This is a genomic window from Myxococcales bacterium (assembly GCA_012517325.1).
Taxonomy (GTDB): Bacteria; Lernaellota; Lernaellaia; order Lernaellales; family Lernaellaceae; genus JAAYVF01.
This window is the reverse complement of sequence record JAAYVF010000036.1, coordinates 1-23,393: the sequence shown is the minus strand read 5'-3', so window position 1 is coordinate 23,393 and position 23,393 is coordinate 1. Positions and strand designations below refer to the sequence as shown.

The window sequence follows — 23,393 nt, the reverse complement described above, 5'->3', positions numbered from 1 at the left end:
TCAACGCTCCGGTTCGTCGTCCGCCGGTTTACCGTGTAGCGGCAGCACCGATAACAATCGTGACAGGCGATAAGCGCCCGAAAAACCGCAACCGGCGCAGGAATAGCCTTGCAGCCGGCGCAGCGCGGCGGACAGATCCAGGTCGGGGCTCCAGGGCAGGCGCGGGACACCGTCGATTCGTTCGCACGGCACGAGCGAGCCGTCGGGCTCGACCACCGCGAACAACCAACCGGCGGCACACCGCCGAAACGGGACTCGCGGCCAATCGCGCAAATAGCGCAGGGCGGCCGACGAGTTCGCGATCCAGCGGGAGCGGCGCTTTTCCCGCCACAGGTACTCGATGGCCGGCCGGAGTTTTTCCGGCTCGTCATCGACCGCCGCGGCGCCGCGCGACAGCCGGAGCGGAAAAACCGGCTGGAAGAGAATCGGTACGCGCAGTTCCGCGGCCGTTTGCAAAGCCCGCGGAACGGCCTCAGCCGTCGCCGCGGTGATGGTGAAAATGAAGCGGACCGGAACCCGCCGGGACGTCAGCAGCCGCGCCGCGTCGATCACCGCGTCATAAGGGATTCCCGGCCGCGAGAGTTCGTGAGTGGCGCGGTCGCCGTCCAGGCTCAATTGCACCAGGGAAACCCGTGAAAGCCAGTCGAGGTGCCGGGGCACTTCCAGGCCGTTGCTGTTGACGTGCAGGGTCATCCCCAGGTCGATCACCGCGGCGGCCAGATCGCGGATGTCGGACCGCAGCAACGGCTCGCCGCCGTCAAAGGCGATGCGCCAGGCGCCGGCCGCGGCCGCCGCTCGAAAAACGGCCAGCCACTGGTCGGTGGCCAACTCGGGAACGTTCAACGAGGGCAAGGCGCAATAACGGCAACGACCCTGACAGCGGTAGGTCAGGCGACAACGCAACGCCAGCGGAAACGGCTCCCGGCCGGCCAGCGCGCGTCCCGTGCGGATCAGGGCCTTGGTTTGCATAGTCTATTCCATCGGCGCCAGCCGAGCGGCGGCCAGGTCGGTGCTCCGCTCCACGAAATCGGCCAGCCGTCGCGGATCGGCATCGATCAGCACCGGCAATTTGACGGCATGGGCCGCCAGGTGCCGGGCGCGCGGAAAATCATCGCCGGAGCCCGGTGGCAAAAAGCTCGCGACGCGATCGCCGATCAGCACTTCAAAACCCCATTGCCGCGCCCGGCGTTGAAATTCCGCCGGGCGATCGACAGTCACGATCAACCCGTAAGCCGTGCCGGCAAAGGCATCGCCCAGCGCCCGCGCGTAAGCCCGGCCGGGCTCATCGACCGCTTTCGCGGTCAATCGTTCCAGGTAAAACGCGATCAACGCCTGACGCTGCCGCTGCCGTTCCGCCAGAACCGCCAGTTGCCGCAGGCCGAGGTCGCCCAGCAGCGGATGAAGGCCCGCCTGCAGCGCCTGCCGATCGCGCCTGGCGCGGCGGAATTGGCGGCGCACGCGATCCATCAGGCGTTGATTCGCCAACAACCGACCGGCGATCGCGTAAAGTTCCGGCCGCCGCACGAGGCGTTCGATTTCGTAAAGCAGGCGGTCGGCGATCATCGATCGGCTGTCCCGCAGCGACGGTTGCCGGTTCCCGGCCAGGGCCGCGGCCAGTTGGTCGTCGCCGGTCAAGGCCATCCCGCCGGAGATCGCATTGAGCAATTTCAAGCGATCAAAGGAGATGAACGCCGCCCGGCCGGACGTGCCGACTTTCGCGCCGCCGTTCCCGGCAGACGGCAGGATATGGCAGCAATCCTCGACGAGGATCGCGCGATCGCCGGCCAGCTCGCGGATCCGTGCAGCGTCGTTAACGACGCCGAACAAATGGGTCACGAGGATGACGGCGGCGTCCGCCTCGCCGGTGACCGTGCGGACCGGGTCCAGCCGAGCCGCGACGGGGTCCGGATCGACATAAACGGGCGCCAGTCCCAGCCGCTCGATCACCTCCGCCAATCCGTAGAAATTGTAAGCCGACAGCACGACGCGAGCGCCCGGTTGCAAATTCAGTCCCGACAGGATCGCCGCCAAAGCCGCGCGCCCGGAAGCGGCGCAGAATCCCCGCTTCAAACCGAATAGCCGGGCCACGGCCTCCGCCAATCGATCCATCGCCTGGCGAGGGTCGATCGGCGCGTCAGGCGATTCCTCCCCGCGCGGCTGGGCGAGAATCTCCTCATTGGGATAAAGCCGGATCACCCGCGCGCTCCGTCGGGCCTCGCGCCAACGGCGCGCCGACCGCGTCGGGATTGGGTTCGGCGATTGCCTTTTCGCATCAAAATACCGTGGCTCCGCTCCTACCCGCCGGCGAAGGATTCGGCCGGATTCGGCCAGCGTAGAGCATTCGATCGGGTGGGTCAACTTTTCAGGCTGAAACCGGGCGTTCGTCCCGAGCCGAATCCAGCTGTTTTTCGGTCTTGGCGATTCGCAAAACGCCCATGACGAAAGGCAGCCCCAGAACGGCGATGAACAGTTTCTCGAACAGTGTCGTCAGAAAACCGGTCGCCACCAACACCGACGCCGGCGCCAGATTGCGGAACAGCCACAGCGTGCCGGATTCCCTGACGCCGATCCCGCCGATGGAGACGGGCAGTTGCGAGAGAAAATCCAGAAGAAGCGACCGAAAGACGACATCCGCCGGCGCCGCTTCGATCCCCTGCGCGGCGAAGACCAACAGAATGAATAGCGGCATTGAGGCGATCAATACGAACGAAAATAAAATGGCAATCGCGTGATCACCGGCCCGAAACCGCGCGAACAGATCCAGGCCGGCCCACGATACCCGCCGCCCGAGCCAAATCGGAATCCAACTGCAAATCAGGATCGCCACGGCCAAGGCGAGGCTTGCCGCCGGCGAGTAAACCCTCATCACGCCCGCCCATACCGACAGGGTGGCCAGCAAAGCAATGAGGGTGGTGTAAAGATGATAAACGGTCACCCATAAACCATGCCGCCAGGACATTCCGAAGCGACTTTTTAAAACCGCCGCCCGGACCATGTTTTCGGTTTTGCCCGGCATCAGCAGGGACAGGCTCGCGGTCGTCAGTTCCAGAATCAAGGCGGTTCGATAGGTGATCGGCGCGCCGCAACGGTGATACAGCCAGTGATACTTCCAGGCCGGGAATACCGCATTGCAGACAATGGCGACCAGGCTCATGGCCAACAGCGGCGACCGGCGGAAGAATTCCCAGGAAATCTGGTTCCAGGTGTCGCGAGACGCCAAAACGAGATAGACGAGCAAGGCGAACAGCACCGCCAGACGGATCGGCATACTATAACGTTTCAGCGTTTCCACGGCACCGACCTTGCCAGCTCATGGAAAGCGCGGGCGAATATCCGGGGAACGGAATCGCGAGCCACCAGGTTCGCCTCCACGATGCCCGAACACCAGCAGCGCGAACAATCCTGGGGCCGCAGCCGGGAAAAGGCGTCCGCGAAGGAAATCGGTCCGTAGGCGATCCGTTCCGGTCCGTCGATCTGCCTTCCCCAGCAAGCCGTCAGCGAACCGTCCGGAGTGATCCGGACCGCCAGGGCGCCGCCGACACACGGCGCGGCGCCGACCGGTGAACGGCCGAACAGATGTTCCAGGTTTTGTAGTGAGTTTTCGATCCAGCGATTGCCCCGCCGTATCTCCGCGGCGATTCGCGCGTAAGCCGCCGTCAACTGCTCAGGGCTTGGCGACAGCGAATGTCTACGTTCCGAGCCCAACGCCGAGGCGATTACCGGCTGAAAGGAAATCGGCAACCGCTGTTCAGCCGCGATGCGCAGCGGATAATCCAGCGAATCGCAATTCGCCGCGGTCAGTATGCAGGTCAAGGAAACGGGCAGTCCGCGGCCGCGAGCCGCTTCGAGGGCGCGAAACGTCGCGGCGGCGCTGCCCGGGCCGCGAATGGCATCCTGCACCGCCTCGGGCCCGTCCAGACTCAACCCGATCCGCGTACCGGCGGGCAACTCGGACACCACTTCCGGCAGCAGATCGCCGTTGGTGTTCACCGAAACCGCCAAGCTGGCGGCTGCGGCTTCACGAGCCAGGGCGATCAAATCGGGCCGGAGGAGCGGCTCTCCACCGGTCCAATTCACCCAGCGAGTCCCCGCGGCAATCATTTCCCGCAAGAGCTTTCGGGCTTCGGCGGGTTCCAGTTCGGCCGTCGGTCCGGCGGTCAGATCGCAATATTCGCATCGGCGCGTGCACCGGTCGGTTATCCGCCAACTGACGAAAAACGGCCGCCGGACGCCGCGCCGACGATAACGCCGCGCCGCCAGATAAAATTCCAATGACAATCGGCGGTTGGCCATGATGACTTTTCGTCCTTTCCGGCGAAGCGATTGCCGTCGGCCGCCGCTCGGCTTGAAATCCTTCCGGCGACGGCAACTTGCCGATCGTCTGCCGTTTGAAAATAACACCGGTCTTCGATTTCTTTCAATCTGGCGCATTTAACCGCGCCGCCATCGCGCAAACCACCTCGTTTTTGAGTGTTCAACTTGACACCCCCAGGTGATTTTGGCAGGCTGACCCAAGATCATTTTCACCGGCCGGTTTCAGGCATTTGCGCCGGGATGAATGATTTCTCTAACCGCAATCGAATTCACTCGGCAACCGAAAGAAAGAGAGCCCGCGATGAAAGTGGCGATTACGGGCGTCTCCGGTTATCTGGGCCAATTGCTCGTCAAACGGCTTGCGGCGGAAACGGCCATCGATTCCATTCTCGGCCTCGACCTCGCGCCGTCCGCCGCGTCATCCCCGAAGCTGACCTTCGTGCAAGCGGACGTGCGCACCGCGCCCTTCGCGGAATTGTTTCGGGGCTGCGATGTCGTTTATCACCTCGCCTTCATCGTCGAGCCGCGCCGGAACATGCCCGCCGCCGAAATCGACGAAATCAACGTCGGCGGCAGCGAACGGGTTTTTCGCGGCGCGGCCGCCGCCGGCGTGCCCAAGATCGTTTACTCCAGCTCGGTCGCCGCCTACGGCGCCCACGCGGACAACCCGGAGCCGCTGACCGAGGATTCGCCGTTGCGGCCGAATCCGAACTGGTACTACTCGCGCGGCAAGGGCGCGGTCGAACGTTTCCTCGACGAATTTCAACGGGAACATCCGGCGCTGATCATCATCCGGTTCCGGCCGTCGATTTTTCTCGGGCCGAGCGTCGCCAACTCGGTCGGCAAGCTGTACGGCGGCCCGGTTCTGATTTGCCTCGACCGGCGGATGAAGACCGACCTTTGCTGGGACGAGGATATCGTCGAAGCGTTCTACCTGGCGCTGAATTATGACCATTCCGACGCCTTCAATCTGACCGGCGGCGACCCGTGCACCGCGGACGAATTCGGTTCGTACCTCGGTCGGCGCGTCCTGCACGTCGGCCGGCCGCTGGCCGCGGGCCTGGTCAGGCTGCTTTGTGCTTTGCGCTTGAAATCGCCCGCCGCGCTGGAATGGATGGAAACCGGCGTCACGGCGGCGATCCTGGTATCGGCCCGGCGGGCGCGCGAAAAGCTGGGCTGGCGACCCCGCTACAACAGCGCGGCGGCCTTGAAAAAGTATCTCGAAAGTCTCCGTTGAACGCCGTGGCGCCCCGACCGGGCGCGGGAGACGCGATCATGAGCGATTTTCTCGACGTCGAAATCAACCGGCGCGGCCTGCGCGAAATGGCCCCCCGGCTGAAGGTGCTCGCCGAGCACGCGCCGGACTACGTGCGCGAGTTGGAGGAGTGGCAGGCCAAGGCGCGCGAATACGGCGACCGTTTCATCCGGCCCAAGGCGCTGGAAATCGACGCCAAATGCCGCCGCGATCCACGCTATTTCGATTGGGATTTGATCCGGCAAGCGATGCCCTTCGGCTTTTTGTCGATGGCGATTCCGCGGGCGGCCGGCGGCGCGGGCGGCTTCACCACCGTCACCGCCGTCGTGCTCGAGGAATTGTGCGCGGCCTGCGCCGGCGTGGCCAACATCTTCGGGGCGCACGGGCTGGGCATTTCGGGCATCTTGCTGGGCCTCGATTTTTATCACGTTGACCGTTCGCTGGCCGAGGTCGCCGCCGCCGAAAAACGCGGCGAGCCGCTGATTTTCGCCGCGGCGATCACCGAACCGCTGGCCGGTTCCGACGTCGAGGACACCGGTTACCTGCGCACCGCGAAGCTGATGACCGAGGCCAAACCCGTCGCCGGCGGTTACCGGCTCAACGGCCGCAAGGTCTTTATCAGCAACGGTTCGGTGGCTCGCTATTCGACGGTCATCGCGCCGCTCGATCGCGCGAAGCCGCTGGAAACGATGACCGCCTTTCTGGTGCGCGCGGGCGACCAGGGTTTCAGCATCGGCCGGGTCGAGGAAAAAATGGGCATGAAAGCCTGCCCCGCGGCGGAACTGGTTTTCGAGGATTGTTTCGTGCCGCGCGCCAACCTGATCGGCCGCGAAGGCGACGGCATGCGCGGCGTGGAAATCGTGCTGGGCGCATCGCGCGGGCCGGTGGGCGCCATCGCGACGGGCATCGCGCGGGGCGCGTTTGAGCGCGTCGTCGATTACGCCGTGCGTAAAAAGACCGGCGGGCGCCGGCTGTTCGACCAGCAATGGGTGCGGATCAAGCTCGCCGAAATGGCGCGCCGGATTCACGCGGCGCGGCAACAGTACCTCGACGGCACGATGAGCTTCGATTTCACCGGCGTGCCCAAATTGATGAAAGAGCCCGCCGCGCGCCTGCTCGACCTGGCGCCTTCGGCGGTGCGCCGCCAATCGCTGTTCACGCACGCCCTGCGCTCGAAATTCATGCTCGACACCACTCAGCGGCTGCTGGACGAACAGCTCGATCCGAACGATCAGCGCCAGATTCAGCAATACTCTTCCGGCGGCAAAATCGCCGGCAGCGACACCGCGATGGCGGTCGCCTACGAGGCGCTGCAGATCGTCGGCCTGGAAGCGTCGCTGCACCGTCACGAATTGGAAAAAATCTACCGTGACGCCAAGCTCACGCAGATTTACGAGGGAACGAATCAGCTCAATCGGCACAACCTGTTCGTCAACCTTTTCCCACGGGAGTCCGGCCATGTCGGCTGAGGCAACGCGGCTCGCGGAAGTCGAACAAACCGCCGCGCGGTTCGCCGCGCGGCATCTGGCGCCGGCGGCGGCCGACGTGGATCACGCCGATCCCGCGTTTCCCGCGGCGGTCTTCGCGCTGGGATTGGAGGCGGGTTTCGACCGCTTCATGCTGCCCGAAAGCGCGGGCGGCTACGGCTTTACCCTGGCGGAACTCGGCGCGCTGGTGGCCGTGCTCGCACGGACCTGCGCCGGACACGCGGCGGTCTTCGGCGTTCACGCGGCGATCGTCGCGGCGATGCACGAAGCCGGCGGGCCGGCGGCGGAACTGCTAACGCGCGTCTTTTCATCCGGGTGGCCGCTGGCGGTCGCGATTCCCGAGCCGCTCTCGCCGCACGATTTCGAAACCGAGGTCGCCATCGACGCGAGGCGAAGCGCGACTGGCCGTGCCGGATTGGCGATCAATGCCGCGCCGCACGGCTTCGCTGTTGCGTTCGCCAAAGACGAAAACAAGACGCCGCTGGCTTTCCTGGCGCCGGCGGATCAATCCGGGGTCGTGGTCGGGCCGGCGGAATTCACGCTCGGCCTGCGGGCGATGCCGCTGGCCGAGTTGTCGTTCGCCGACTGGCCGCTGCCGGCCGAGCAGGTGATCGGTGCCGGTGATGCGGCGCTGGCCTTTTATCGAACGCTGCTGCGTTACCTTGCCTACACGGTGTCCGCGGCGGCGCTCGGGACGATGCAGGCGGCACGCCGGCAGGCGCTGGCCTACATGGCGCAACGCTACCAGGGCGGCCGGATGATCATCGACCATTCGCACCTGCGCCAGATTCTCGGGGCGATGACCGCGGCCGAAATCGCCGCCGCCGGCGCGCTGGCGCAGGCCGCGGCCCGCCCGGATTGGTTCACCGCGCTCGGCGTCAAAGCGTTCGCGACCGACGCCGCCGCCCGGCTCGCCGCCGATGCGGTGCAACTGCTGGGTGGCTACGGTTACATGCGCGAATACGGCCTGGAAAAACGGCTGCGCGACGCGGCGACGCTCGCGCTGTTGCCGATCTCGAATCCGCGGGCCGAGTTGTTGCTCGCGGCAATGGAAAAAGAAACCTTGTCCTAACCGCCGGGGGGCGAAAATGAGCAGCGAATTCTTCCGCAGCGTCAAGCAATGGGACTTCGAATGGGAAGGCCGCAAGGCCAAGTTGCCGGTTTTTTATCCGGACAACACCTCGCTGACGGCGATCTTCACCGCCGCGACCGCCAAGGTGCGCGCACTGCTGCCGCGCGCGGACATGTATCCCATCGAACTGCTGCCGGGCAAATGCCTGGCCGCGTTCACCGCCTTCGAATATCGCCAATCGGACATCGATCCGTACAACGAATTCAGCATCGCGTTCATGGTCACCCTGGGCAAACCGCAGGTACCCGGCCTCACCGCCGGGTGGCAATTGTTGCAGCGGCGGTTTTCGGTCTACGTCTGGCAATTGCCGGTGACCACGGAAATCGCCCGGTACGGCGGCGTCGAATTGTACGGCTACCCCAAATTCCTCGCCGACATCGTGTTCACCCGCGGCGCCGACACGCTGACGTGCGACCTCAGCGAACAGGGCAAGCGCATCCTGACGCTGCAAGGCAAGGTGCAGCCTGTCGCGCCGGGTAAGGTCTCGCGGTTCGTCACTTACTCGGTCAAGGACAATATCCCGCTGGTCGCCAATGTGCTGACCAATCCGCTGGAGTTCGCGCAGAGCCGCGACCCCGAGGCGGCGCAACTCACGCTGGGCGATCACGCCATCGCCGACACCTTGCGTACGCTGGAGCTGTCGCCGAAACCGCTCCTGACGCAGTATTGCCCGAAAACCGAGGCCATTCTCTTCGCCGGCAGAAATTTGCAGGACTGCTGAGCGGGAAAATTCCGCCGTTTATTCGTGCGGCACCACCAGCCGCCCGGACAGCTTGCGCACCGCATCGAGCCCCGGCAGGTAGACCTCGCGGTAGATCCGCGAATAAAGCGCCATCCGCTTGGCGTCCGGACGGACCGTCTCGGCCGCGGGCACCATCGCCGACACCGCCGCGTCGTACGAGGGGTACAGGCGCGAACCGACCGCCGCGACGATCGCCGCGCCGCGCGCCGCCAACTCCTCCGACGGCGGCCGGACGATCGGCACGCCCAGAATGTCGGCCAGGATGCCGACCACCACCGACGACCGCGAACCGCCGCCGCCGACGCGCACCTCGGCGATGTTCACGCCCGCCGCCTTTTCCAGAATTTCCCGGCCGCGCCGCAGATCGAAGCCGATCCCCTCGAGCAAGGCGCGGAAGAAGTGCCCGCGCGTGTGCGTTTCGCGCAAACCGACACAGGTGCCGGTTTCCATCGGGTGCTGAAGCGTCGGCGACCAGCGGGGCCAGGTGACCAGCCCGTTCGCGCCCGCCGGCACCGCTTCGGCCTCATCGCACAAATACGCCTCGGCGGGGCGGCCGCTGCGCGCGGCCTCGGCTTCCAGATCCTTGCCCAATTCACGGGCGAACCACCGCGCGGTCCACATGCCGCGAAACAGCAGGTATTCGAGGTACCACAGGCCCGGTTCGCAGCCCGCCATGGTCAGCCAGTGGTAATTCATGCTGGCCAGCGGCTTGAGCGAAGGGATGCAGATGGAAGAGCCGGAGCCCAGGCTGACCGCGCCGACGTTGCGTTGTTCGCCGCGCACGCCCGCGCCCAGCGCCTCGGCCTGCTTGTCGCCGCCGCAGGCGAAAACCGGCGTTCCGGCGACCAGGCCGGTGCGCCCGGCGGCCGCCGCGGTGACGGCGCCGATTCGCTGCCCGGCTTCGACGATGTCCGGCAGCCAGCGCGGCTCGTAGGCCAGCAGGGTGTACAACAAGCCGGGCTTGGACCAGGCGCGTTTTTTCACGTCGAACGGCCAGGCCCCCGCCAGGCCGCCCGGCGCGACGGCGTTGCGGCCGGTGAGTTGGTGGTTGAGCCAACCCTCGATCGGCGACATCCACGCCGCGCGGGCGAGCGTTTCGGGATCGCGCTCGCGCCATTGCCGCGGCCACGATTTGGCCAGCAGGCGCGGCAGCAGCGCGTTTGGGCCCATCGCTTTGAGCAACAGCCGTAGCGCGGTTTTCGGTTCCGAATCGAGGCCCGCCGTCCGCCGGTCGAGCCACGAAACCGCGTCGATCAACGGCGTGCCGTCGGCCGCGGCCAGCAGCACCGTGGTGCGCTGCGTGGTGAGTGAAACGCCGGCGATCGCCGCCGGATCGCCGCCCCAGGCCTGCAAACAGTCGCGGATCGCGCCGAACAGGCAATCGCGGATGTCGATCGGATCCTGCTCGACGGCCCCGGGCTCGGGGTGCCGCATCGCCGCGTGCGCGTGACTGCCGTTGGCCAGCACCGTTCCCTTGGCGTCGAACAACAGCGCGCGCGAACTTTGCGAACCGGAATCCAGCGCCAGCACGAATTGCGCGTCGGCCATGGTCGCCTCCCTGCCCCGTTCGAGCATTAATGTGGATCGCCGTCCGACTTACCGCGGATCGCCCCAAGGGTCAATCCGCCGCCCGGCCCGCCCTCGCGCCGGCCGTGGTTTTCCGGTATTTTAGGCGCATCAACAGGACATGAAATAGCAGGAGGCCCGCGTGAGTCGCATCGAGCGCATCGAATTGTACCACGTCAGCGTACCGCTCCGGACGCCATTCTATCCGTCCTGGATCCCCGGTTATCCGCAAACCCACAACCGCTTCACGCTGCTGCGGCTCACCACCGACGACGGCCTCGTCGGCATCGCGGCGGGCAACGCCTTCAGTCGCGAGCGCGAGGGGCTGGGCGATCTGCTCGGCGGCTTTCTGCTCGGCCTGGAGGCGCGCGACCTGGTCAATGTGCGCCGTCGCCTGCGCGAATCGTCCTACCTCGGTTGGCGGAATTACTGGATCGAGGCGGCGTTCTTCGACCTGATCGGCCAACTCGAACGCAAGCCCGTTTACCGGCTGTTGCAGGAGACGGAAACGCCGGTGCCGCGCGTGCGCGTTTACGCGTCCTCGGGCGAGTTGCGCCCGTTCGGTCGCCGGAAGCCCTACCTGGACGAAATCCGCCGGATGGGTTTTCAGGCGCTGAAAATCCGCGTGAAGGACCCCGCGATGAAGGACGACATCGGCATCCTGGCGCAGGTTCGCAAGGAACTGGGCGACGGATTCCGCATCGGGGTCGACGCCAACCAGGGTTGGCCCGTGTCGCTCGTCGAGCCGACGCCGATCTGGAGCCGGGAATACGCCCTGAACTTCGGCCGCGCCTGCGACGACCTGGGCATCACCTGGATCGAGGAACCGCTGGACATGCACGATTGGGACGGCATGGCCGAGTTTCGCCGGCAGGTGAAAACGCCCATCTCCGGCGCGGAACTGCTCGGCGACTGGCACGAACTGCGCGCCCTGTTCGAGCGCGAATGCCTCGACATCTATCAGCCCGACGCGACGTTCTGCGGCGGCCTGACCGTCGCCAAGCAGGTCATGGCGGAATGCCGGAAGCGCCGGCTCGGCTACTCGCCGCACACCTGGACCAACGGCATCGGCCTGCTGATCAACCTGCACGCCTTCGCCGCGTGGGAAAATCGCGACTACCTCGAATATCCGTTCGAGCCGCCGGGCTGGGTGCCGGAATTCCGCGATGGCATCATTCCGCCGGTGACGGTCAACGCCGACGGCACGATCGACGTTCCGCAGGAGCCCGGCTTGGGCATTCACATCGACGAAGCCCGCCTCCGGCGGTTCGGCCGGCGTTTCCACGTTGTGACGCCGCTGCGCCTCGCGGTGAAAACCATCCGCGAAAAAGGGCTGAAAACCGCGCTCGACCTGAAAAAGAAGAAAGGCATTTAACGGGTCCGGCAATAAAGGCCACGCGGTTGTTTTTTTCGCCGGGGCCGTGACTGCGGCGGCCGATCGGTTATATTAATTTTTATAAGCTCTTTCCATGTGGCTGCGGTGACACGGATCGGCGTCTCGCCGCCGACGGCGGGATCAAGCGGATGCGGAACGTCAGAATGCGGTAACGCGGCTCGACATCCGAAGTCGTCCCGGCACGGCATCGGACCGGCACCGCGACCGTTGTGTTGCGTCCATCAAAACACCGGAGAAGTCACATGAAGCTCGTCGTTTTCGGCGCCACGGGAGCTTCCGGCCTGCTCCTCGTGGAAAAAGCGTTGGCCGCCGGTCATGAAGTCAACGCCTACGTCCGCCATCCCGCCAAACTCCAAATCCGGTCGGCAAAGCTTCAGGTCGCGGTCGGCGAATTGAGCGACGCGTCGGCGATCGCTACGGTCGTAGCCGGAGCCGGCGCGGTCATCAGCCTGCTTGGGCCCAAGGGCCAATTCAGCGGCACGCCGATCGCGGACGGCATGCGGCGCATCGTGGCGGCGATGGAAAAACACGGTGTCAAACGGTTGATCGCGACCGTGCCGCCGAGCGTGGTGGACCCCGGGGATCGCTTTCGCTTTTCGTTCTGGTTGGAGGAAAAGGTTTTCAAAGCCGTCGCCGGCAATGTCCACCATGAGATCAGCGAAACCGCCAAGGTCATCATGACCAGTTCGCTGGACTGGATCCTCGTCCGCTTGCCCCTACTGACGAATCGGCCGGCAAAACGGCCGGCGGTGGCCGGCTTCATCGGCAATCCGCGGATCAAACTCCTCTGGCTCTCACGCGAGGCGCTGGCGGATTTTCTACTCGCGCAGCTCGAAGAAACCGAATGGCTTTACAAGGCGCCGGCGATCAGCAACGGGTAAGGCGGCGATCCGCGGATCGTCATTCGCAGCCCAGACGCATCATGTCGTCGCCGACCCGCAGGAATTCGGCCATCCAGGAGACGATCGGATACCGGGCGCGGGTCGCGAAGTCGGCGACTTCCGCGTCGGTTCGCGCCGCTTCGCGCAGGCAATCGCCGTTCAGGTCGATGAGTCCGGTTGCGGTCCCGAGACCCGGGATTTTGGTCGACAACCGATGCGCCGCCGCGTCTTCCGCCCAGTAATCGCTCGGATCGCTCGTCGGCAACAACCCGGGAATGTCCGACCAGGCCTCGATAAACGTCATCTCCCCCCGGTCGTTGAAAGTGAATTCTTCATAGATCGAACAAGGCCTGTCCTGGTAGTAAAAAACGACATGGCAGCGGCCGAAAGGTTGCACGGGAAACGCGCGGCAATCGCGCTCCGCGACGGAGGTCGGATACAGTTTCAAGGCCAGATCGATCCAGATCATGGCCTCGTCGCCGAGCCCGGTCAGCTTGAGCCACGGCGGCCATTCCCAGCGGGCGACCAGTTCCGAATAGTTCGGGATCGAGCGCGGATCGGCGTAGGAATCGAGGGTGTCGAAATACTTCAGGCTCTGCTCGACATAGTATTCCGGCGATTGCCGGGGCGTCAGGACATCGGCGGTTGGCGCGTCACCGCCCGCTTCCCAACATTCCGGCTGGGCGTCCCGGTCGTCGTTATCCGTCCCGCCGTCGTCCGCCTGGCTGTTCCCTTGCTCTCCATCGCGACTGTCGCAACCGTCGAGCAGCGCGAACGGAAGCAGGCAAAGGATGAAGATCGAAAAATTCCGGAAACCTCGCCTCATCAGACGCTCCGGCAAATGGGAATTTCATTTCAATAGGATGCCATTCCGCCGAAATCTTCAAGCGTCGGCGCCCCGCGGGACCGGAAAGATTTTTCCAATATCGCACAAACTGGGACATTGCCACTATCCCCACCAGCATAAATGTAGTAGTAAAAAAGAAAAAAACGACCCCGCGCCTGGAAGGGATCGCAACATGAAAAAAACGATTTTTAGCCTGTTACCTTTCTTTTTGCTGGCGATCGCGCTGCTGCCCGCTTGCGGGTCCGACCATTCCGCCGGCGACGATTCCGCTGAGGCCGATCATCCGCTCGACGATGACGATGCGACGGCCGACGACGACACGCCCGACGACGACGCCACGGACGACGACGCGGCCGACGATGATGGGGCCGACGATGATGCCACCGATGACGACTCGTCCGATGACGACGCGGCCGACGACGATGCGACCGATGACGACGCGACCGATGACGACGCGACCGACGACGACGCAACCGATGACGACGCAACCGATGACGATGAAGTCGCGTTGGAAGGTTTGGGCGGACTGTGCGCCGCGGTACAGACCGACGACGGGAAATGGCTGGCCGCCGTTTCCGAGACCGCCTTTGCCTTCGTGCCGGATGCCGACGCGGCCGCGCACTTTTATCTGCAGCCTTCCGACCTGACGACCTATTTGTTTTACGACGCCGAGCAAGCCTACTTTCTTAGCGACAACGGGCCGCTGCGGCGCGCCAAAGTCCTTGAATCCGACGTCACGCGGGTCGAGGACGATTACATCTCCGGTGCCGAATGGATTCTCGAACCCTTCGAAGGCCACCCGTCCCAGTACCAGTTCCGCAACCGCCGGAACGACCTGCTGCTCGGCCCGCTGGGGCTCGGCGGCAACCCCGTCGCGTTGTCGCTGGTGCCGGTCGACGGCTGCGCGACCTATCCGGAAATGTCACTGGACGCCGCCGGCGCCATCACCCGCACCACTTTCGCGGACGGCACGCTCTACGGCATCGCCGACGCGCACGAGCATCTGCTGACGAATTTCAGCTTCGGCGGGGGATTGTTTCACGGCGGAACCTTTCACCGTCTCGGCGTCACGCACGCTCTGGGCGACTGCAGCGTGGTGCACGGCGAAAACGGCCGCCATGACTTCCTCGGCTACGTCTGGGACTCCCTGGGATTGGACCCGTCGACCGTGTTGTCGCTGGCCGTCGCCTTTCTCCTCGGCGAACTCCCCGTGGACAATCATGCGACGGCCGGCTGGCCCGAGTTTACCGATTGGCCCGACGCGCCCCATCGCTCGACCCATCAGACGATGTACTACCGTTGGCTCGAACGGGCGTGGCTGGCGGGGCTGCGACTGATGGTCACGCATGCGACGAGCGATTTCGTGATCTGCAGCCTGATGGTCGCCAGCGGCATCGAGCCCAGCCGCTACGATTGCGAGGATATGACCTCGGTCGACCGGATCATCGACGAAGCCTGGGCGATGCAACGCTACATCGACGCGCAGGCCGGCGGAGAAGGCCTGGGCTGGTTCCGTATCGTCCGCAGCCCGGCCGAGGCCCGCGAGGTGATCGCCGCCGGCAAGCTGGCGGTGGTGCTCGGCATCGAAACCTCCAGCCCCTTCCGTTGCCGGCTTACGCCGCGTCCCGAAGACCCGGTCTGCGATGAGGCCTGGATCGACGAACAACTCGACGTCTACTACGCCCGCGGCATCCGCGCCGTTTTTCCCGTGCACAAATACGACAATCGCTTCTCGCCCGGCGACGGCAACCGCGGCTTTCTCGAGGGCGGCAACTTCTTCAATAGCGGCCACTGGACGAACATGACGCAGGATTGCCCGACCGACGGCCAGAACCGGGGCTGGGACAACGGCGGTATATTCTTCGGCGGCCTGTTGCAGGCGCGCGACGACTACCTTGCCGATCCGCCGGTCGACATGTCGGGTTTCGGCGAACATCCGGTGCCCTTGGTTCTTCGTTACATGTTCCGTTTCCTGCAGCCGTCGATCAGCGGCGACTGGTGCCAGAACGCGACGATCACGCCCTACGGGGAAGCGTTATTGGCGGGGTTGATGGCGCGCGGGATGATCATCGAGGTCGACCACTTCCCCTCGTGGTCGTACCGGCGAGCCTACGAAATTCTGGAAGAATACGACTATCCGGCGGCCGCGACCCACGGGCGGGTCTGGGCCGGACGGCCTTACACGGTGGGCGGCTATGCCACCATCGGGCTCGGCCGTTGCCAGGATCCGGATGACCCGGGAGCGACCGTGCGCGGCTTGACGGACCGCGTGGCCTTGATCGAATCCCTGGGCGGCTATCCGGGTGTCGGTTTCGGTTTCGATCTCAATGGTTTCGCCGGCGCGCCGGGCGGCCGATTCGCCGCGGGCGCCTGCGCCAAAGAGCAACCGAATCCGATCACCTACCCATTTTCCTCCTACGCCGGCGACGTGGAGTTCACCGCGCCCTTCCTCGGCAATCGTGCCGTCGATTTCAATACCGAAGGCCTGGTGGACATCGGTCTGTTGCCGGAATTGATACAGGACGCGCGCGCCGATGCCGGGGACGCGGCGATCGAGCCGCTCTTTCGCTCGGCCGAGGCGTATCTGCGCATGTGGGAAAAAGCCGAACAGCGGGCGGTGGAATTGCGAAAAATTTTCCCGCGCGCCGACCGTCGCTAAGGCCGTCGTTGCCGGCCTACCTTCCATCCCTTATTCCCGGATCAGGGAAGATGAATAAACTTGCCTTCGACCGCCTGAAGTGTTTTGCTGGGATCGCAGCCATTCAAGACGGAGGGAAAAATGAAAACCTTTTGTTGGGTCATGGTATTGGTGTTTGTTCTCGGCGCGGGTTTGACGGCCGTTTCCTGCGGCGATGATGACGATGACGACGACAACGACGACACGACCGAAGATGACAATGCCACCAACGGCAACAATAACGTGGCCTGCAATGTGCAAAGCATGTGCGACTGGGCGGTCGATTGCGGTTTTAACCCGACCGTCGCGGATTGTCTCGATGATTACGACGCCTTTGCCGACGATTGTGCCGATTCCGCGGGCGATCTTTCGTGCGAGTGCGCCTGTATGAACCAGTATGCCGACTGCAGTGCCGCTGGCGATTGCGCCGCGGAATGCGTGCAGACCTATTGTTGAGCGGGCGTTTCCACCGTTCGATCGGATCCGGGTATCGTCGTTCGCCGTCAGGACGACCATGAAAGGGATCGTAAAACTCGATAAAAATATCCACCCTGGCCGCGGGCGGCGCGGTATCCGGCCGGCTCGGTTCCGGGTCCGACGAGCGATTTTCGTCTTCGTGCCTTTCTTCGTGCTGTTCGTTGCCGCGTCCCTTACGCTACGACTGCTGGAACAACGGGGACTGATTAAAACAACCCGCCTCGACGACATGGTGGCCCAGGCGCCGATCGATTTTCTAACCCCGTCGGTTTTACCCGCCGGTCCGGCCTGGCGGGTCCACGCCGACAACATGGCCGATCAGGTGTTCCTCCGGGAAAAGCCGCCCGGCACCTTCCGTTTCTTCGTCACCGGTGAATCGTTCATCCAGGGCTTTCCGTACAATACGCTGGAGCACACCCTGGGTTACGGCGACATCACGACCTGGTTGCAAGCCGATTTGTCCTGCCAACTTCCATCGCGCCGCTTCGAAGGCGTCAACTTCGGCGCCGGCTGCCAGAATTCGTTTGGCATCCGCGGTATCGTCGAAACCATCGTACGCCTGCATCCGGATCTGCTGATTGTGGCCGTGGGCAACAACGAGGGCTTTGTTCCCGCGAAATTCAGTGAAATCGCGCATCGCTTCATCCTTTACCGGGCGCTGAAAAAAGTCCTGCTCCGCGAACCGGCCCTCGACGAGCGCCGCTATTTCGCGCCACAGGATCCGGACAATCAAAAGATCGAAAACAACTATGAAAATAATATCCGGCGAATGATCGCCGCCGCCCGAAAGGAGCACGTCCGCGTGGCGCTGGCCACCATGCCGATCAACGTCCGATACCCATTCCGGCCGGAATTCCAGGACTCGCACGGGGTCAGCCCGCGGCTTCCGGCCGACGACCGGTTCATCGAACAAGGGAAAAAACTGATGGCCGAGCAGCGTTGGGAAGAAGCGCTGCAAGCCTTGGCCGGCAGCCCCAACCAGGCGTTTTCCACCTATTACATGGCCCGGTGTCTCGAAGCCTTGAATCGCTGGGAGGAAGCACGGGACCTGTATTTCCTGTACGTGCAACTCAATCCCCTGAATCGCACGCGCCCGTCGCGCAACGTTTTCATTCGCGATTTGGCGGCGCGCGAAAACCTGCCGCTGATCGACTTTGAAAAAGCCCTGGAAAACGCCTCGCCGCACGGGATCCCCGATGAACGATACTTCGTCGATTTTCACCACATGAACTGGCAGGGTTACGAGTTGCTGGCCCGCGAAGCGGCGCGGGTATTGCTGGAAACGGGGGTGATTGTGCCCGGCCCCGGCGAACCGTCGCCCCTGCCGGCCGCGCCGGCGATGATTGAAAGATTTCATTGGGAAAAGCTGCTTTCCACCGACGATCCTGGTGTCGCTGGACATCCACCGGGCGCGGTTGAATAATTTACCGACGGAAACGACCTACGAATCAAGAGTGATTGGGGATCATTGCATGCCGAGTCAGGTTCGTCGCCAACCGGATCGCCTACTGTTGGCCTTTCTGTTTTTCTTGTCGGGAGCAAGCGCTCTTCTCTTTCAAGTCGTCTGGATGCGCAACCTCAGCCTCGTTCTCGGCGTCACCACCTATGCTTCGAGCGCCGTCATTTCGGCCTACATGGCGGGATTAACGCTTGGCAGCTTCTGGTTCGGCCGTCTCGTCGACCGCAGCAAGCATCCCTGGTTTCTTCTAGGCCTGATGGAAATCGGCATCGGGCTCTTCGCTTTCTCGTTCCCCGCCATCCTCGAGATTCTGAAAGGTCTTTATATTCAACTCTGGCCCGCCGTACCCGGCCACCTCTCCCTGAGTTTGATCCGTCTGGCCTTCGCGGTCGCCCTGCTGATCGTTCCGACTTCGCTGATGGGCGGAACTTTTCCCGTGGTCATGTCGGTGTATTCTGCCAAGGAACGCTTATCCGGCGGTGATACCGGGCGAATGTATACCGTCAACAATCTTGGCGCGATGGTCGGCGCGGCCGCGGCGGGATTTGTCCTCATGGAACGCGTCGGCGTGAAGAACACGGCCTGGATCGGCGCGTCCATCAGTATTTTTGTCGGTATGGTTTGTTTGCTCCGCGCGTTTCTTCACGGCGAAACGACAACCGGCGACCGCGTTCAAACCGGGTTGCCGGCCGCGGCGCCTTCGATCGCCGGAAAAGCAGGCATGCCGGGATCGTTGAAAATCGCGCTCTGGATCTTTGGTCTTCAGGGCTTCGCCAGCATGGCTTTCGAATTGCTTTGGATTCGTCTGTTGGTGGTTTTCATCGGCAATAATGTTTATGTATTTTCGTCCATTTTAACCATCACCTTGCTGGGGTTGACCGCCGGCAGTTATCGAATGACCCGCCGTCTGCCGCGCCTCGCCGATCCGCTCGCCGCCCTGGCTAAGCTGCAGTATGGAATCGGGCTGTCTGCCGCGGCTTCCATCCTGCTGCTTGGCGGATTCATGTTTTTTCAATATTTCGGCTACTTCATCCTCGGGCCGACCGCAGGCGGCCGGATCATCGGTTATTTCCTGCCGTCGCTGCTGATCGTGTTTTTTCCGTCCTTCTGTACCGGCGCCACCTTGCCGCTCATTGCCGCGATGTACAAGGGAATCGACATCGGCACGGGCCGGAAGATGGCGGTCATCGCCTCGCTGGATACGGCCGGCAGCATCCTCGGCGCGCCGATTGCCGCTTTCGTTCTGTTGCCGCTCTGCGGCATAAAAAGCGGGATCGTTTTGATCGCCGGGGCCAGCCTGGCGCTCGGCCTGGCGATTCACGTTTTCATCGCCGCCGGCCAAAAAAAGAAACGACCGCTGCTTCTCGCGGCGATCGCGTTGATCGCTTTCGCGGCGCTCACGTTGATCGTCAATCCGCGGCGGCCGCTGATCCGCGACGCCGGCCCGATGCAAGTCTCTCTTCCGCTCGATGATTCGCCGGCGAACAATGCCGAGGATTGGAAGCCGGCGGTCAAGGCCGCGTTCACCCCGAAGCTGAACAGCTATTGCGAAGGGCTGGAAGCGATCGTCTCCGTCGTTGAAGCCGGCGGCGACAAAGGAATGGCGATCGATGGCGTAGTCTGCTCGGATGATTCCTTGCGCGACCGGCCAAGCCATACCATGATTGCCCATCTTCCGCTCCTCCTGGCTCCGCAAGCGCATGACATGCTGCTGATCGGCCTGGGGATCGGGTTCACCACCCTCGCCGCCCGACAATACGGGGTTAATGTGGATATCGCCGAATTGGAGGCTTGCGAATTGTCGGTCGCAAGACCTTCAACCGGCTCGCCGACCGACATTCTTTCCGATCCGCAGGTGCGGGTGCGCATCGATGACGGCCGCAACTACGTATTGGCGACCGATCGAAAATACGACGTGATCCAACCGGGCATCATTCATCCCGTCTTTTCCAGCGGCAATGCGAGTTTCTATACGCTGGATTTTTACGAGGAGTGCAAACGGATCCTTCGTCCCGGCGGCATCGTTTCGCAATGGCTGCCGCTGTTCGGCATGACCGAAGCCGATTTCAAGATGCTGGTGCGCACTTTTCAGGCCGCTTTTCCGCATACGACCATCTGGTACAAATGGACCGACGACTCGATCGTTCTCCTCGGCACTCAGGAAAAGCTACGCATCGACTGGCCTTCGTTCGTCCAGCGGGCTGAACTGCCGCCGGTCCAAGCCGATCTTGCCGTTTCCCATGCCGCCGGAGTTTACTCGCTCCTCGATTCGTTTTTCATGGACGAGGACACTGTCCGCGCCTATACGGGGGATGGACCGCTTCATACGGACGATCATCCGCTGTTGGAATTTTCCTCGGCCAGGCTTTTTCAATTCACCTCCTATTTTGCCTTACGCGGCATGGCGCCGTTCAGGCAATCCGGCTACCCGGCGATCAACGGACTCGGCGATGCGGATGCCGAGGTGCGCCGGGAGTTGACGCGGTGGTTTTCCGCCACGCAAGAGGTCATCGCCGGCCAAATCATCGAAGCGCGGTTGCAACTGGAAAACAGCAAGGATTTGTATCGCGACACTCCCGAACACCGGGAAGCTTTGCGCCACTATGCCGCCGCTTTGGCCATCAACCCCGCGGATGACAACGCGCGCTTCCACTATTCCCTTTTACGCGCCAACATTCTGCTGGCGCAGGCGCTTGCTTCACTTCGTTCCGGCAATCTGGATCTCGCTTGGCAACAATTAAAAATCGCCAAACAATCAGGCACGAAATGGAAACCCTCCTATCTGGCCGGGGCGATTCTTGACGGCCTTTCAAAAAAATAACCTCTGAAAACACCCCTTCCCGATCGGCGGGCGGCTTTCGTTTCCGCCCGCAACGGATGCCGAATCACGACGCTGCCGCTGTCTCAACCTCAACGGTTCCATTTTCCTCCCCGAAACCCTCGGCGGCATCGCGCGCGATTTCGAAAAAACTTGCGTCCGACCCGACAAAATGCTTCTATTCAGTATGGCCCTTACTTGGAGAGTGCATCGTGAAAACAAGTTCAATGATCGTCCTTTGGCTCTTCCTGATTTGTTGCGGTCTGACCTTGGCCGGCTGCGGCGACGATGACGATGCGACCGGCGATGACGCGGCGGATGACGACGCCGTCGACGATGATGATGACGATGACGATGACGCCGCCGACGATGACACAACGGGTGCGCCCGCCTTCACGGCAGTGGATCTCGAGTCGGAATCGTCGCCGGCCGTGCGGTTGGCGATCCAGGCCTGTGCCGGCTTGTACAATCGTCAGCACGGCGGTTCCGTCTACACCATCCTGAAAGAGCCGGATGCCCGATGGTTGGATGAACTCGCCTGGGAACCGAGTGAGTCCGTCGGCGCGGCCGATTTCCTGGCGGCTTGCGTGGCCGACTTTCCGTGCTTGCGCTACTCCTACGCCGCGCAACAAGAACTGCTTCCCAATATTCTCACCGTCGGCGCCGTCCTGGGGGCGATCCCGTTGGACGAGGGAATGCAAGTCGCCTGCGCCACCCCGGTGTTCGATGCCGTCGTTGAACTGGCGGAACGGAACACGCCCTACCTCGCGACGAAATACATCTACGAAAACTACGTCGCTCAAACGACCGGTTGGGCGATGATCAACCCCGGCTACGACGAGAATGACCCGCGCGTCTGGGATCCCGCCCTGACCGGCGACCTGGATGCGTCCCTGGTCGACTATGTGTTTTCCGCGCGGCTGTTCGTCACTTTTCTGATCAACGGTTGCATCAAATCGACGCCAGAAAACGAGCTGCTTGAAGAGATCGCCGGCAAGAATCCCTGGCCGAGCCTGATCGGCGTCTACGGGTATGCCAGCTATTGGAAGGTTTTCGGCGGGTTCCTTTTCGAGTCGCAAACCCGCTGCGTGGAATCGCGCAACCTGGGGCAAATCGCGACCGCCGGGGTGAACAACCTATCCTTCTTTTCCTCGCGGCGCGAGCCGATTCGCGAAGCGAACGAGATCGAACAGAACGCGCCGGAAGAAGTAGCATACGACCCCGAGAAGACTTACGTGGCGTTCGTGGTGGGCGACGGGGACAACATCGCCTTTATCATGGACGCCCGCAGCCAATGGATTCGGCAACGCCTCGCCGCCTGCGATCAGCCGGACGACTCCTGCGCGCCGATCACCTGGACCATCTCCCCCCACCTGTCGTACCTCGCCCCCGACGTGCTCGAATGGTACTACGACCAGAGCCACCAGACCGGGAAGGACTACTTCATGCTCCCGCCCAGCGGCCACCTCTACGCCTATCCCGCCTCACTGAATGATGAAATGCAGGACGAGTTCGTGGCCGCGACGGAACGCGACGCCCTGCTGCTTGGCGCCGAATCCACCGTTGACTGGGAATGGTGGAACACCTGGCGGCGCGCCGAAACGGAGTTTTTGCCGAAATACGCCAGAGAAGGCGGTGTCATCCGCGGCTTGTTTCCGGTCAATGTCCCCTACATGTTCCCGACCTTCACGTGGGCGGAACCCGATCGTTTCTTCAAGGTGCTCGTCGGCCGGGACGGCGGCGAAGTGGTGTTGTTCCGGCCGCGCGAGTGGCGCGGCATCGACGACAGCGGCGCCGGCCTGACAAAACCTTTTTACTTGAGCCCCGAAAAAATGGCCCAGGAGTTGGGGGATTACCCGCGCGGCACCGTCGCTTATGTCTACCTGACCAGCGACGGGGGGCTGGACCTCGAAAATTCATTCCTGACGTTGGTCAAAATATTGCCGGCGCATGTTCGGCTCGTCAGCGCGGATACCGCCGCGCGCCTGGCGCTTGAAGCGTCGCGAAGTGGCGCGGTGGCTAACTAGACCACGGCGACAGTTCTGTAACGAACGGACCCGAAAAACCCTCCATCAAGCCTCCGATCGCGCCGACATCCGATGGATCAGCCTTCAGACAGCGATGGCGACGGCCGTACTAGCAGGCTGTTGAAGAATCGACTTTCCGGCATGAATTTTCGAAGTGAAGCGGGTTGATGGCGATTGCGGCAGCAAAAACGGCGATCGCTGGTGGGATATTTGGTGCCGCCGGGGCGGCGCGGGCCGCCCGGCGGGCGGCTCGATCACGCGGGGGCGGGGTTCAGGCGCGCCAGGCGCAGCAGGTTGTACGCGGCGCCGGTAAGG

16 protein-coding genes and 1 pseudogene are annotated in these 23,393 nt (G+C 63.2%); 11 read left to right on the top strand and 6 right to left on the bottom strand.

Annotated elements, in window-relative coordinates; translation table 11 throughout:
• The 4 genes from GX444_06885 to GX444_06870 all read right to left on the bottom strand — a co-directional run bounded on the left by GX444_06885 (window position 1) and on the right by GX444_06870 (window position 4,293).
• Window positions 1-969, bottom strand: a complete 969-nt coding sequence (locus GX444_06885) for a radical SAM protein (GenBank protein NLH48312.1) — start codon at window positions 967-969, stop codon at window positions 1-3.
• A gap of 3 nt (window positions 970-972) precedes the next feature.
• The gene (locus GX444_06880; GenBank protein NLH48311.1) at window positions 973-2,196 is read right to left on the bottom strand and encodes a DegT/DnrJ/EryC1/StrS aminotransferase family protein; all 1,224 of its coding nucleotides are present in this window, start codon (window positions 2,194-2,196) and stop codon (window positions 973-975) included.
• Between the two features lie 166 nt (window positions 2,197-2,362).
• Entirely contained in the window at window positions 2,363-3,268 is a 906-nt protein-coding gene (locus GX444_06875; protein ID NLH48310.1) for a hypothetical protein, read from the bottom strand.
• Window positions 3,269-3,279: 11 nt separating this feature from the next.
• Window positions 3,280-4,293, bottom strand: coding sequence for a radical SAM protein (locus GX444_06870; protein ID NLH48309.1), 1,014 nt, complete (start codon window positions 4,291-4,293; stop codon window positions 3,280-3,282).
• 322 nt (window positions 4,294-4,615) lie between these two features.
• On the opposite strand from GX444_06870, the gene GX444_06865 reads away from it, so the two are divergent.
• The 4 genes from GX444_06865 to GX444_06850 are packed head-to-tail and all read left to right on the top strand — an operon-like array spanning window position 4,616 to window position 8,909.
• A complete protein-coding gene (locus tag GX444_06865) occupies window positions 4,616-5,551 on the top strand; it encodes an NAD-dependent epimerase/dehydratase family protein (protein NLH48308.1) in 936 nt (311 codons plus the stop codon).
• Window positions 5,552-5,589: 38 nt separating this feature from the next.
• Complete coding sequence (locus GX444_06860; protein NLH48307.1) at window positions 5,590-7,038, top strand: acyl-CoA/acyl-ACP dehydrogenase; 1,449 nt, start codon at window positions 5,590-5,592, stop codon at window positions 7,036-7,038.
• A complete protein-coding gene (locus GX444_06855) occupies window positions 7,028-8,128 on the top strand; it encodes an acyl-CoA/acyl-ACP dehydrogenase (GenBank protein NLH48306.1) in 1,101 nt (366 codons plus the stop codon). Before GX444_06860 ends, GX444_06855 begins: the two co-directional genes overlap by 11 nt.
• A 16-nt stretch (window positions 8,129-8,144) precedes the next feature.
• The gene (locus tag GX444_06850; GenBank protein ID NLH48305.1) at window positions 8,145-8,909 is read left to right on the top strand and encodes an acetoacetate decarboxylase family protein; all 765 of its coding nucleotides are present in this window, start codon (window positions 8,145-8,147) and stop codon (window positions 8,907-8,909) included.
• An 18-nt stretch (window positions 8,910-8,927) separates the two neighbouring features.
• On the opposite strand, the gene GX444_06845 is transcribed toward GX444_06850, so the two are convergent.
• Window positions 8,928-10,478, bottom strand: coding sequence for a hypothetical protein (locus GX444_06845; protein NLH48304.1), 1,551 nt, complete (start codon window positions 10,476-10,478; stop codon window positions 8,928-8,930).
• 160 nt (window positions 10,479-10,638) lie between these two features.
• Between GX444_06845 and GX444_06840 the strand changes: the two genes are divergently transcribed.
• A complete protein-coding gene (locus tag GX444_06840; protein ID NLH48303.1) occupies window positions 10,639-11,871 on the top strand; it encodes a mandelate racemase/muconate lactonizing enzyme family protein in 1,233 nt (410 codons plus the stop codon).
• Between the two features lie 263 nt (window positions 11,872-12,134).
• A complete protein-coding gene (locus tag GX444_06835) occupies window positions 12,135-12,773 on the top strand; it encodes an NAD(P)H-binding protein (GenBank protein NLH48302.1) in 639 nt (212 codons plus the stop codon).
• A 19-nt stretch (window positions 12,774-12,792) separates the two neighbouring features.
• Here GX444_06835 and GX444_06830 read toward each other — a convergent pair whose 3' ends face one another.
• Window positions 12,793-13,599: a hypothetical protein gene (locus GX444_06830; GenBank protein ID NLH48301.1), complete on the bottom strand. Its 807-nt coding sequence runs from the start codon at window positions 13,597-13,599 to the stop codon at window positions 12,793-12,795.
• Window positions 13,600-13,792: 193 nt separating this feature from the next.
• Here GX444_06830 and GX444_06825 point away from each other — a divergent pair.
• The 5 genes and pseudogenes from GX444_06825 (at window position 13,793) to GX444_06805 (ending at window position 23,078) form a co-directional block, all read left to right on the top strand.
• Window positions 13,793-14,125, top strand: a pseudogene (locus tag GX444_06825) (hypothetical protein).
• A gap of 2,274 nt (window positions 14,126-16,399) precedes the next feature.
• Window positions 16,400-16,753: a hypothetical protein gene (locus GX444_06820; GenBank protein ID NLH48300.1), complete on the top strand. Its 354-nt coding sequence runs from the start codon at window positions 16,400-16,402 to the stop codon at window positions 16,751-16,753.
• A gap of 160 nt (window positions 16,754-16,913) precedes the next feature.
• Window positions 16,914-18,197 carry a hypothetical protein gene (locus GX444_06815; GenBank protein ID NLH48299.1) on the top strand — a complete coding sequence of 428 codons (1,284 nt, stop codon included), beginning with the start codon at window positions 16,914-16,916 and terminating at the stop codon, window positions 18,195-18,197.
• A 49-nt stretch (window positions 18,198-18,246) separates the two neighbouring features.
• Entirely contained in the window at window positions 18,247-21,054 is a 2,808-nt protein-coding gene (locus tag GX444_06810; GenBank protein ID NLH48298.1) for a fused MFS/spermidine synthase, read from the top strand.
• A gap of 209 nt (window positions 21,055-21,263) precedes the next feature.
• Window positions 21,264-23,078, top strand: coding sequence for a hypothetical protein (locus GX444_06805; protein ID NLH48297.1), 1,815 nt, complete (start codon window positions 21,264-21,266; stop codon window positions 23,076-23,078).
• Window positions 23,079-23,393: the final 315 nt, after the last annotated feature.